The sequence below is a fragment of the Amycolatopsis sp. cmx-8-4 genome, assembly GCF_046548675.1.
Taxonomy (GTDB): Bacteria; Actinomycetota; Actinomycetes; order Mycobacteriales; family Pseudonocardiaceae; genus Amycolatopsis.
On record NZ_JAEBDZ010000047.1, the window covers coordinates 41,179 to 53,181 of the forward strand.

The 12,003-nt window shown below is 72.8% G+C and carries 12 protein-coding genes; 11 read left to right on the plus strand and 1 reads right to left on the minus strand.

Annotation, left to right across the window (positions count from 1 at the left end):
- Positions 1-11 precede the first annotated feature (11 nt).
- The 9 genes from ACLJQZ_RS45885 to ACLJQZ_RS45925 all read left to right on the plus strand — a co-directional run bounded on the left by ACLJQZ_RS45885 (position 12) and on the right by ACLJQZ_RS45925 (position 9,403).
- Positions 12-1,145, plus strand: a complete 1,134-nt coding sequence (locus tag ACLJQZ_RS45885) for a DUF993 family protein (protein ID WP_410627763.1) — start codon at positions 12-14, stop codon at positions 1,143-1,145.
- Positions 1,145-1,957, plus strand: coding sequence for a sugar phosphate isomerase/epimerase family protein (locus tag ACLJQZ_RS45890; protein ID WP_410627765.1), 813 nt, complete (start codon positions 1,145-1,147; stop codon positions 1,955-1,957). The genes ACLJQZ_RS45885 and ACLJQZ_RS45890 overlap by 1 nt, the downstream gene beginning before the upstream one ends.
- A 53-nt stretch (positions 1,958-2,010) precedes the next feature.
- Complete coding sequence (locus ACLJQZ_RS45895) at positions 2,011-2,685, plus strand: IclR family transcriptional regulator (RefSeq protein WP_410627767.1); 675 nt, start codon at positions 2,011-2,013, stop codon at positions 2,683-2,685.
- Between the two features lie 34 nt (positions 2,686-2,719).
- Positions 2,720-3,430 (plus strand): response regulator transcription factor, encoded by a 711-nt coding sequence (locus ACLJQZ_RS45900; RefSeq protein WP_410627769.1) that lies wholly within the window; start codon positions 2,720-2,722, stop codon positions 3,428-3,430.
- A gap of 2 nt (positions 3,431-3,432) precedes the next feature.
- A complete protein-coding gene (locus ACLJQZ_RS45905; RefSeq protein ID WP_410627770.1) occupies positions 3,433-4,716 on the plus strand; it encodes a histidine kinase dimerization/phospho-acceptor domain-containing protein in 1,284 nt (427 codons plus the stop codon).
- Between the two features lie 127 nt (positions 4,717-4,843).
- Positions 4,844-6,235 carry an amino acid permease gene (locus ACLJQZ_RS45910; RefSeq protein WP_410627771.1) on the plus strand — a complete coding sequence of 464 codons (1,392 nt, stop codon included), beginning with the start codon at positions 4,844-4,846 and terminating at the stop codon, positions 6,233-6,235.
- Positions 6,232-6,987, plus strand: coding sequence for a carbon-nitrogen hydrolase family protein (locus ACLJQZ_RS45915; RefSeq protein ID WP_410627773.1), 756 nt, complete (start codon positions 6,232-6,234; stop codon positions 6,985-6,987). The genes ACLJQZ_RS45910 and ACLJQZ_RS45915 overlap by 4 nt, the downstream gene beginning before the upstream one ends.
- Positions 6,984-8,675, plus strand: coding sequence for a flavin monoamine oxidase family protein (locus tag ACLJQZ_RS45920; protein ID WP_410627774.1), 1,692 nt, complete (start codon positions 6,984-6,986; stop codon positions 8,673-8,675). The genes ACLJQZ_RS45915 and ACLJQZ_RS45920 overlap by 4 nt, the downstream gene beginning before the upstream one ends.
- Positions 8,676-8,755: 80 nt before the next feature.
- Positions 8,756-9,403, plus strand: a complete 648-nt coding sequence (locus tag ACLJQZ_RS45925; RefSeq protein WP_410627776.1) for a TetR/AcrR family transcriptional regulator — start codon at positions 8,756-8,758, stop codon at positions 9,401-9,403.
- A 109-nt stretch (positions 9,404-9,512) separates the two neighbouring features.
- On the opposite strand, the gene ACLJQZ_RS45930 is transcribed toward ACLJQZ_RS45925, so the two are convergent.
- Positions 9,513-10,256, minus strand: coding sequence for a TetR/AcrR family transcriptional regulator (locus ACLJQZ_RS45930; protein WP_410627778.1), 744 nt, complete (start codon positions 10,254-10,256; stop codon positions 9,513-9,515).
- A 67-nt stretch (positions 10,257-10,323) separates the two neighbouring features.
- Here ACLJQZ_RS45930 and ACLJQZ_RS45935 point away from each other — a divergent pair, with 67 nt between their 5' ends.
- A complete protein-coding gene (locus ACLJQZ_RS45935; protein WP_410627780.1) occupies positions 10,324-11,190 on the plus strand; it encodes an alpha/beta fold hydrolase in 867 nt (288 codons plus the stop codon).
- Between the two features lie 82 nt (positions 11,191-11,272).
- Entirely contained in the window at positions 11,273-11,716 is a 444-nt protein-coding gene (locus ACLJQZ_RS45940; protein WP_410627781.1) for a hypothetical protein, read from the plus strand.
- Positions 11,717-12,003: the final 287 nt, after the last annotated feature.

A 12,003-nucleotide genomic window follows, 5' to 3' on the forward strand; every position in this document is an offset into this window, starting at 1 on the left:
CGGAGGTTCCCGTGCTCGTGCTCCCCACCCTCGGCGGCGAGCTCACGACGTGGTCGCCGGGCGGGCCGCGACCGCCCGCGCCGCCGTCGGCACCTCCGGCGTCGCGGGTCGCCTACGCCGCCGCGCACGTGGTGGCCGACGCGCTGGCCGATGAGCCCTACGCCGTGGACTGGGACACGACGCTGGCCTTCCGCGAGCACCTCTGGGCCAGCGGGCTCGGCGTCGCCGACGCGATGGACACCGCGCAGCGCGGCATGGGCCTGGACTGGGCGACCACCCGCCAACTGGTCACCCGCACCGGCGCGGCCGCGAACGGGCGGCCGTGGGTCGCCGGTGTCGGTACCGATCAGCTGGCCGACGGCCCGGCCACCGTCGCGTCCATTGTGGACGCCTGGCGGGAGCAGCTCGACCTGGTCGGCGGCGCGGGCGCGGTGCCGGTCGTGATGGCCAGCCGGGCGCTCGCCGCGGCGGCGTCCGGGCCCGGCGACTACCACGCGGCCTACGGCAAGCTGCTGTCCGAGGCGAGCGGGCCGGTGCTGCTGCACTGGCTGGGCGAGCAGTTCGACCCGGCGCTGGCCGGCTACTGGGGCCACGACGACGTCCGCGCCGCGGCCCGGGAGCTGGGCGCGCTCTGCGCCGAGCACGCCGGCACCGTCGCGGGGGTGAAGGTGTCCGTGCTCGACGCCGCCGTCGAGACGGAGTTCCGGCGGGCGCTGCCGGCCGGCGTGCGGTGCTACACCGGCGACGACTTCCACTACCCCGAGCTCATCGCGGGCGACGAACACGGGCACAGCGAAGCCCTGCTCGGGATCTTCGACCCGATCGCGCCGGTCGCCGGGGCCGCGCTCGCCCGGCTCGACGACGGCGACCGCGCCGGGTTCGCCGCACTGCTCGACCCGACCGTGCCGCTGGCCCGCGAGATCTTCCACGCGCCGACCCGGCACTACAAGACCGGCGTCGTCTTCCTCGCCTACCTCAACGGGCACCAGGACCACTTCCGGATGATCGCGGGCCAGGAGTCGGCGCGCACCATCACGCACCTCGCCACCCTGCTGCGCCTCGCCGACGAGGCCGGCGTGCTGGCCGACCCCGACCTGGCCGTGGCCCGGATGCGGCCGCTGCTGCTGGCCGCCGGGGTGGCGTGATGGACGAGCGGCTCAGCCTCAACCAGATCACCACCAAGGCCTGGTCGCTGCCCGAGGCCGTCGCCGGGTGCGCACGAGCGGGCGTCGGCTGGATCGGCCTGTGGCGCGACAAGGTCGCCGAGACCGGCGTCGACGAGGCCGCGCGCCTGCTGAAGGAGCACGGCGTCCGCGTCTCTTCCTTGTGCCGTGGCGGGTTCTTCACCGGTGTGACGCCCGAAGGGTCCCCTGTGGACGGTGTGACGCAGACGCGGGAGGCGATCGACGAAGCCGCCGCGCTGGGCGCCGACGTCCTCGTGCTGGTGGTCGGCGGCGTCGCGGGCAACGACCTCGGAGCGTCCCGGCAGCGCGTCGCGGACGCCGTCGGCGAGCTGGCGCCCTACGCCGGGGAACGCGGGGTGCGCCTCGGTCTGGAGCCGCTGCACCCGATGCAGTGCGCCGACCGGTCCGTGCTGTCCACGGTGGACCAGGCGCTGGCCATCGCCCTCGAGCACCCGGCCGAGCAGGTCGGGGTGATCGTCGACGAGTTCCACGTCTGGTGGGACCCGCGGATCGAGGAGTCGATCGCCGCGGCCGCCGGGCGGATCGCCGGGTTCCACGTCTGCGACGTCCTCGTGCCGCTGCCCGACCCGCTGCTGGGCCGCGCGCTGCCGGGCGACGGCCCGATCGACCACCGGCACCTGCGCGCCCGCGTCGAGGCCGCGGGCTACACCGGCCCGATCGAGGTCGAGGTGTTCAACGGCGACCTGTGGGCCCGGCCGGGCGCGGAGGTGCTCACCGAGACCATCGCGGCGTTCGAGCGGTACGTGGCCTGAGACGTCCGGCCGCCGGTAGCCTCGAGTCCATCAAGCGGACGGGGGGTCGCTCGGTGAAAACGGACGACGACGGCGCGGTCCGGAGTGTGCTGCGCACCTTCGACCTGCTCGCGCTGTTCACCGAACGCCACCGCACCTGGGCCGTCAAGGACCTCACCGCGGCGAGCGGCCTGGCCAAGACGACCGTGCTGCGCCTGGTCGCCACCTGCGAGCAGCGCGGCCTGCTCTGGACGCGCCCGGACGGCCGGGTCACCGTCGGGCCGGGCCTGCTGCGCTGGGCCCAGCTGGCGAACACCGCGTGGCAGCTGCCCGAACCCGTCCGCCAGGTCTTGCGCGAACTGGCGCTGGAGTGCGGCGAGACGGCCGGGCTCTACGTCCGCAGCACGACGGTGCTCGTCTGCGTCGCCCAGCAGGAGGGCCCGCAGGGCATCCGGCACGTGGGCCGCGTGGGTGACGAGCTGCCGCTGACGTGCGGCGCGGCGGGCCTGGTGCTCGACGCGGGCGCGGGCGGGGGTGCCGAGACCAGCCACGGCGAGCCGGAGGCCGGGGCGTCCAGCGTCGCCGCGCCGGTGCACGACGGCGACGGGCGGGTGCTCGCCGCGCTCGCGATCACCGGGCCGACCACGCGGCTCACCGGACCGCGGGCCGCCGGGTTCGGCGCGTCGGTGACGGCGGCCGCGCGGCGGATCACCCGGATCGGCTTCGGCACCCGTCCCGACCAGCCCTGACGTGGATCTGAGGCCGTCCGGTTAGGCTTCCGGCATGCCGAACCTGCTGGTGGTGGAGGACGACGCCGCGATCGGCAGCGTGCTCGAATCGACCCTGCGACTGCACGGTTACCAGGTGTCCTGGCGGCGCGACGGCCGGACCGCGTTGCAGGCCGCCGACGACGGCGAGTTCGACCTCGTCCTGCTCGATCTCGGCCTGCCCGACCTGGACGGCGTGGAGGTCTGCCGCCGGCTGCGGGCCGCGCTGCCCGCGGCGGTGCTGGTCATCCTCACCGCCCGGCAGGAGGAGATGGACGTCGTCGTCGGCCTGGACGCCGGGGCCGACGACTACCTCACCAAGCCGATCCGGCTGGGCGAGCTGCTGGCCCGGGTGCGGGCGCACCTGCGCCGCGGCGTGCCGGCCACGGCCCGGCAGCCGGTGACCGTCGGCGGGCTGACCGTCGACGTCGCGAGCCGCCGTGCCAGCGTCAACGGGCACGAGGTGGTGCTGCGCGCGAAGGAGTTCGACCTGCTGGCCCGGCTGGCCGAGCAGCCCGGCGTCGCGGTCAGCCGCGAAACGCTGATGGCCGAGGTCTGGGACGCGCACTGGTACGGCTCGACGAAGACGCTGGACGTGCACATCGCGGCCGTGCGCCGCAAGCTCGCCGCGGCCGCCGGCGCCGGGCCGGACGTCCCGCTGATCGCCACCCTGCGCGGGCACGGCTACCGCCTGGAGGACCCCGCGCGGACCGGGGCGCAGCGGTAGCCGTGCGCCGCCGGATCATCTCCCTGACGGTGCTGGCCGCGCTGGTGGCGACCGTCCTGTTCGCGCTCCCGCTGGGCGTGGCCGTGATGCAGTACTACCGCGACGACACGACGTCGGACCTGGAGCGCGCCGCCGACGCCGCCGCGCTCGCCGTCGCCCACGACCTGAACGCCGGGCGGCCGCCGGTCGTGCCGCCGCTGGAGGGTGACGAGGCCGAGGGCGCGGTCGGCGTCTACGCCCCGGACGGGCGGCTGCTCGCCGGGCAGGGGCCGGCCGTCGGCGGCTCGATCGAGCGGCAGGCGGCGAAGGCCACCGAGGACGTCGTGACCGGCCGTCAAGGCGGCGAGGTGGTGCTGGCCGTCCCGGTGGTCAACGGGACGCGCACGATCGGCGTCGTCCGCGCGGCGCTGCCGGTGTCCGACCTCTACCTGCGGGTCGGGCTGACCTGGCTCGCCATGGCCGCGCTCGCGGTGGTGGCGATCGGGGTCAGCTGGCTGATGGCCCGGCGGGCGACGTCCCGGCTGGTCCGGCCGCTGGAGGAGCTGGCCGCCGCGGCCGAGCGGCTCGGCGACGGCGACTTCACCGCCCGCGGCCCGCGGGCCGGCATCGCGGAGATCGACCAGGTCGGCGAGGCGCTCGACGCCACCGCGACCCGCATCGGCGAGACGCTGGAGCGCGAGCGCGCGTTCTCCGCCGAGGCGTCCCACCAGCTGCGGACGCCGTTGACCGGGTTGCGGCTGCAGCTCGAAGCCGCGCTGGAGACGCCGGAGAGCGACCCGTACGCGGCGATCCGCGCCGGGATCGCGTCCGCCGACCGGCTGGAACGCACCATCGAGGACCTCCTGGCCCTGGGCCGGGAACGGCGGGCGCCGCGGGCCGAGCTGGCGCTCGACGTCCTGCTCGACGAGATCCGCCAGGCCGGGGACGCGCTGCTCGCGCCGCACGGGCGGAAGCTGCGGATCGTCCGGGACGACCCGCCGCCGGCCCGCGCGGCCGCCGCCGCGGTCCGGCAGGTGCTCGGCGTGCTGCTGGACAACGCCGTGACGCACGGGCGCGGCACGGTCACGGTGGTGGCCCGCGACGCCGGCGACGCGCTGGCCATCGACGTCGCCGACGAAGGCCCGGACCTCGGCGAGTCCGACCCGTTCGCGAGCGCGCCGAGCGGCCACGGCATCGGCCTGCGGCTGGCGCGCAGCCTCGCCGAAGCCGAGGGCGGCCGGCTGCGCCTGCACCTGCCGTCCCCGCCGACGTTCACCCTGCTCCTGCCCGCATCCAGCCCGCCGTGACGGCCGAATCCCGATGGAATGATTCGCCACAGATCGAGCATGTTGTGCAATGAATCACCTGTGATTCATCTTTACGTGCAATGTTCTCCTGTTTTGCGCTTCCGCGGCGGCGGATACGGTCGTCGGCATGACTCTGCGAGCCGCGACGGTGCGGCGGAAACCGGTCGCCGACCTGATCACCGAAAGTGATCATGGCACGTTGAAGCGGTCGCTCGGCCTCGGGCAGCTCACCACGCTGAGCATCGGCGCGACGCTGGGCAGCGGGATCTTCGTCGTGCTCGGCGAAGCGGTCCCGGTGGCCGGGCCGTCGGTCGTGCTGTCGTTCGTGCTCGCCGGGATCACCGCGCTGTTCTCCGCCCTGTCCTACGCCGAGCTCGCCGGCATGATCCCGCTGTCCGGTTCGTCCTACTCCTACGCCTACGCCACGCTCGGCGAGCTCGTCGCCTGGGTCTGCGGCTGGTGCCTGATCCTCGAATACGGCGTCTCGGTGGCGTCGGTCGCCGTCGGCTGGGGCCAGTACCTCAACGAACTGCTGCGGCTGGTCTTCGGGTTCGCCATCCCGGACGCGCTGAGCCAGCCGCCCGGCTCGGGCGGGATCGTCAACGTGCCGGCCATCGTCGTCGTGCTGCTCGCGATGGTGCTGCTGCTGTCGGGGGCGAAGGAGAGCGCGCGGGCCAACACGATCATGGTCGCCGTCAAGATCGCCACGCTGGTGCTGTTCTGCGTGATCGCGTTCACCGCGGTGCAGGCCAGGAACTTCTCGCCGTTCCTGCCGCTCGGGCTGGCCGGGATGAGCGCCGGGGGTGCGAAGCTGTTCTTCTCCTACATCGGCTTCGACGCCGCGTCGACCGCCGGCGAGGAGGCGAAGAACCCGCAGCGCGACCTGCCGCGCGCGATCCTGCTCTCGCTCGTCATCGTCACGGTGCTGTACTGCCTGGTCGCCGTGGCCGCCGTCGGCGCGCTGCCGTGGCAGCAGTTCGACGGCCAGGAAGCCGCGCTCTCGCACGTGCTCTCGGCGGTGTCGGACAACAAGCTGTGGGCCGCGCTACTGGCCGTCGGCGCGATCGTGGCGATCTCCAGCGTCGTGCTGACCGTCCTCTACGGGCAGACGCGCATCCTCTTCGCGATGTCCCGCGACGGCCTCGTCCCGAAGGCACTGTCCACAGTGGACGCCAAAACCGGCGCGCCGCGGACCAACACGCTGGTCGTCTCCGGCTTCGTGGCCGTGCTCGCCGCGTTCATCCCGCTGGGCAAGCTGGCCGACGCCACCAGCATCGGCACGCTCTTCGCGTTCGGCCTGGTCAACATCGCCGTCCTGCTGCTGCGGCGGCGCCAGCCGGACACCCCGCGCACGTTCCGCGTGCCGTTCGCGCCGGTCACGCCACTGCTCGGCGTGCTGTGCTGCGGTTACATGATGTTCAGCCTCGACGGCGCCACCTGGGTCGTCTTCGGTGCCTGGATGCTGCTGGGCCTGGTGATCTACTTCGGTTACGGCATCCGGAAGTCGCGGCTGTCATGAGGGTCGCCGTCCACCAGGGGCCGTTCGCCGAGCTGCCCGTCGCCGTCGCGGCGGCCGGCGCCGACCTCGTCGTCGCGGCCGAGATGATCACCACCGGCTATCACATCGGCGCGCGCACGCACGAGCTCGCCGAGCCGGCCGACGGGCCGACCGCGGCCCGGATGTCCGCACTGGCCCGGGAAACCGGCGTCGCGCTGGCCTACGGCTACCCGGAGTCCGCCGGCGAGCACGTCTACAACAGCGTCCAGCTGATCGACGGCACCGGACGGCGGCTGGCGAACTACCGCAAGACGCACCTGTTCGGCGAGATCGACAAGGACTGGTTCGCCCCGGGCACCGAAGCCGTGGTGCAGGCCGGCCTCGACGGCGTCCGCGTCGGGCTGCTGATCTGCTACGACGTCGAGTTCCCCGAAATGGTGCGGGCGCACGCGCTGGCCGGCACCGAGCTGCTGGTCGTGCCGACCGCGCTGATGAGCCCGTACGAGCTGGTCGCCGACACGCTGGTGCCCGCGCGGGCCTACGAAAGCCAGCTGTTCGTCGCCTACGCCAACCGGTGCGACACCGAGCGGGAGCTGACCTACTGCGGCCGGTCCTGCGTCGTCGCGCCGACCGGCGAAGTGCTGGCCCGCGCCGGCGCCGGGCCCGCGCTCGTCCGAGCCGACGTCACCCGGGACGCGCTCGTCGCGTCCCGGCTCGAGAACACCCACCTGGCCGACCGCCGGCCCGAACTGTACCGAGGAACCACCGCATGACCTCCGCTGTCCCGACCGCGATCCACCACGACGAGCCGGCGGGCCGCCCGATCACGATGTTCGGCCCCGACTTCCCGTTCGCCTACGACGACTACCTCGCCCACCCCGCGGGCCTGGGCTCGGTGCCGCCCGAGCGGCACGGCACCGACGTCGCCGTGATCGGCGGCGGCCTCTCCGGCATCGTCACGGCGTACGAGCTGATGAAGCTCGGCCTGCGCCCGGTGGTCTACGAGATCGCCGAGATCGGCGGCCGGCTGCGCAGCGTGCGCTTCCCGGGCTGCCCGGACGACGTCGTCGCGGAGATGGGCGCGATGCGCTTCCCGCCCGCGTCGACCGCGCTCTTCCACTACATCGACAAGGTCGGGCTGACGACGACGCCGTTCCCGAACCCCCTGGCCCCGGAGACGCCGAGCACCGTCGTCGATCTCAAGGGCGAAAGCCACTACGCGCGGACGCCGGCCGACCTGCCCGCGGTGTTCGCCGAGGTCGCCGCCGCGTGGGACCGGACGCTCGGCGAGCACGCGTCGTTCGCCGAGATGCAGACGGCGATCCGCGACCGCGACGCGAAGACGATCAAACGGCTGTGGAACGAGCTGGTCCCGAAGCTGGACAACCAGACGTTCTACGGCTTCCTCTGCGACTCGCCCGCGTTCGCGTCCTTCCGCAACCGCGAGATCTTCGGCCAGGTCGGCTTCGGTACCGGTGGCTGGGACACCGACTTCCCGAACTCCATCCTGGAGATCCTGCGCGTGGTCTACACCGGCGCCGACGACGAGCACCGCAGCATCGTCGGCGGCAGCCAGCGGCTGCCGCAGCGGCTCTGGGAGCACGCGCCCGCCGAAATGGCGTTCTGGCCGGCCGGGACGAGCCTGAGCACGCTGCACGGCGGCCGGCCGAACCCCGGCGTCGCGCGGCTGCACCGCACCGCGCCGAACAACATCACGGTGACCGACACCGAGGGACACATCCGGACGTTCCCCGCGGCCGTGTTCACCGCGCAGAGCTGGATGCTGCTATCGAAGATCGAATGCGACGAAGCGCTGTTCCCGATCGACCACTGGACGGCGATCGAGCGCACGCACTACATGGAGTCGTCGAAGGTGTTCGTGCCGGTGGACCGGCCGTTCTGGCTGGACCCGGACCCGGTGACCGGGCGCGACACGATGAGCATGACGCTCACCGACCGGATGCCGCGCGGCACCTACCTGCTCGGCGACGACCCGGCCGCGCCCGCCGTGATCTGCCTGTCCTACACGTGGGCCGACGACTCGCTGAAGTGGCTGCCGCTGACCGTCGGTGAGCGTGTCGAGGTGATGCTGCAGTCGCTGCGCGAGATCTACCCCGGCGTCGACGTCCGGCGGCACATCATCGGCGACCCGGTGACGGTGTCGTGGGAGGCCGAGCCGCACTTCATGGGCGCGTTCAAGGCCAACCTGCCCGGCCACTACCGCTACCAGCACCGGCTGTTCACGCACTTCGTGCAGGACTCGCTGCCGGCGCGCTACCGCGGCCTGTTCCTCGCGGGCGACGACGTCTCGTGGACGGCGGGCTGGGCCGAGGGCGCGGTGCAGACGGCGCTCAACGCGGTGTGGGGCGTGCTGCACCACCTGGGCGGCGAGACGGATCCCGCGAACCCCGGCCCGGGTGACGGATTCGCCGACATCGCGCCCATCGCGTTGCCGGACTGAGTGCCACGATCGTGGTACCCCGTCTGCCATCGCGGGAGATTGAACTGCCTGGCGCAACGGGTCATGCGACGATAGGCCGCATGAACACCGAGCCGGCGCCGCGATGGCGAAGACTGGAACCGGACGAACGGAAGGAACAGATCTTCGCTTGCGCGGCGCGGCTGTTCGGTGACCGCCCCTACTCGGAAGTGTCCACTTCGGACATCGCGGCCGCGGCGGGTGTGGCGCGCGGGCTCATCAACCACTACTTCGGCACCAAACGCGAGCTGTACCTGGAAATCATCCGCCGCGCGCTGACCGTGCCGCGGCTGGCCATCGAGATCCTGCCCGAGGGCCCGCTCGAACTGCGGGCCGACGTCGCGATCGACTGGTTCCTCGACATGGTCACCAGCCAGGAGCGGATGTGGCTGGCCGCGATCGCGCCCGAAGGCATCGGCCGGGACCTCGAAGTGGAGCGCATCCTCGAAGAGGCCGACCGGGAGTCGGCCGATCGCGTGCTCGAAGCCGTCGGCCTGTCCAGCGAGAGCGAGCACGGACCCGAGCTGAACGCGCTCGTGCGCGCGTTCGGCGGGATGGTGAAGTCGGCCGGACGGGAATGGCTGGTGCGCGGTTCGCTGACCCGGGAGCAGGTGCACCTGCTGCTGTCGAAGTCGCTGGTCACACTGGTCGGCGAGATCTTCCCGGCCATCCAGCAGGCGCCGGCGCCGCGTCAGGGCGACCTGGCCTAGTCCCTCGAACCGACCGAAGCCCCCGGCGCCACGAGGGGGAGGAGGGCGCCGGGAGCTTCGGGTCGATGGACGAACCACCGACGCACGCTCACGGTACGCCGGAGCGCTGTCAAGTCGCTGTCAACCCGGTGGAGCCCTGGTCACGCAGCTCTTCGAGGCGGTGGGCGAGCCCGTCGAGGCACCGCTGGACGGCGTAGTCGTAGAGCTGCGCGTAATAGTTCGCCGCCAGGTCGGGATCGCCCATCAGGTCGTGCATCGCCGAGCCCAGCTCGGCCATCCCGGGCAGGTCGGAGCGCTCGCGATAGGCCGCGTACGCCTCGGTGTTCTCGATCCGCAGCGCCAGCGCGCCCTCACGGTCGTCCTCCATGGCGACGAACTGGCAGGCCGTCATCACCATCAGGTTGTAGGCGAGCGCGCTCTCGCTGCCGAAACCGGCGGTCAGCAGCACCCCGACCCCGGCGTCGATGCTGCGGGTGGCCGCGTCGACCGACGGGCCGAACAGCGCGAGCCGCCGCGCGCAGCCCGGGTAGGTCCGCAGCACCGAGCGCAGCCCGGCGAGCAGCTCGGTGAACCACACCTGCCACGGCAGGTCCGGGTCCGGCAGCTCCAGCAGCCCGACGACCCGGTCGACCACGGCGTTCACCACCGCGTCCCGGTCGCCGACGTGGTGGTAGACCACCGCCGGGTAGGCGTCGACGGCGCGGGCGAGCTGCCGCAGCGTCCAGTTGTCGAGACCGACGTCGGAGGTCAGCTGAGTGGCCGCGCTGACGACCTTTTCGGCCGTGATCGCCGGCAGTCCCGCTGCGGCTCGCGACCGGGGACGTGCTCCGGTGCCCGAGGATGAGGTCGGCATGGGGCGATACGGTATCCGCACGGACCGGGCCGGTGCCAGCGCCGCGAGTCTGGGGCAAGATCGGGGCATGGCACGCGCACAGGCCAACGGTCTCGAACTCGAGTACGGCACCTTCGGCGATCCGGCCGCTCCGCCCCTGGTCCTGGTGATGGGCCTCGGTGCCCAGATGATCACCTGGGAAGACGATTTCTGCGAACTGCTCGCGAGCCGCGGGTTCTTCGTGGTGCGCTACGACAACCGGGACGTCGGGCTCTCGACGTACTTCGACGAGCTGCCGCCGCCGGATCTGGGCGCGCTCTTCGCCGGCGACCGGTCGAGCGCGCCGTACCTGCTGGCCGACCTGGCCGACGACGCCGTCGGGCTGTTCGACGCGCTCGGCATCGCGAAAGCCCACGTCGTGGGCGCGTCGATGGGCGGGATGATCGTGCAGCAGCTGGCGATCGACCACCCGGACCGGCTGCTGAGCGTCACGTCGATCATGTCGACCACGGGCGATCCGGCGGTCGGGCAGGCCGAGCCGTGGGCGCTGGCGGTGCTGACGCGGCCGCCGGCCACCACGCGCGAGCAGGCGCTCGCCGACAGCGTCGAGGGCTACCGGCGGCTCGGGTCCCCCGGTTACCCGGACGACGAGGCGTTCCTGCTGGCCAAGGCCACGCTGCACTTCGACCGCGCCCGCCACCCGGAGGGCACGCTGCGCCACGCGGCGGCGGTGATGGCGTCGGGCGACCGGACGTCCGGGCTGCACTCTGTCGAGCTGCCGGCGTTGGTCGTCCACGGCGACGCCGACCCCCTGATCGACGTGAGCGGCGGCAAGGCGACGGCGGCGGCGATCCCGGGCGCGGAACTGGTGGTCATCCCGGGGATGGGCCACAACCTGCCGCGCGCGGTCTGGCCGGAGGTCGCCGACGCGATCGGGCGCGTGACGGGTCAATAGCGCGTCAAGAACCGGGGGTGCGGGCGTAGGGATCGCGTCCTGAGTCCGCTTCCGGCTGTCGTGGTCGGGTGCACTTCGGGGCATGACTGGTGGTTTCGGGTTCCCGTTCGGGTGCGTGGCCGCGGTGGCGGCGGTGATCGCGGCGCACCTGGCCGGGCCGAGCCCGTGGTACGCGCTGGTCACGCTGGGTCTGGTGGTGCTGGCGACGGCCCACCGGACGACCCTCGTGGCGGCGTTCGGAGTGTCGGTGGTCGCCTGGGCGCTCGACGCCGGGTTCGCACTGGGCCACTACGGCGAGCTGACCTTCGACGGCGCCTCGGCTCTGGCCGCGCTCGTCCTGGCCTCGTCGCTCGTCGTCGGCCGGCTTTCGGCCTTGCTCGCCCGGACACCAGTGCGGGTCCCGGCACCCCGCCGCCCGGGGGGCGTGGCCGAGCGCCGGCCCGCGCTGGTCCCCGTTCCCCACCGGGCCGTGTCGACCCCCCGATCACGCGAGCTGACCCTCCACTCACACGAACCGACCCTCTAGGCACGCAACCCGACTCCCCAGGCACGCGAACCGACTCCCCAGGCACGCAAGCCGACTCCCCAGGTACGCGAGCCGACCTTCCAATCACGTGAGTTGACCCCTCGATCACGCGAGTTGGCCTTCCGGGCACTCGAATTCGTCGAACCGGCACCCGCAGGTCCGGGTCTATCCCGTGATCGGTGTTTCCGGCGTTGTTGATCAGTAGGTCTCGGCTCCCGGCCAGCGGTCACCGAACGTGATGGCGAACGCGTTGATCACTGGCTTCCACCGCATCGTCCACCGGGCGC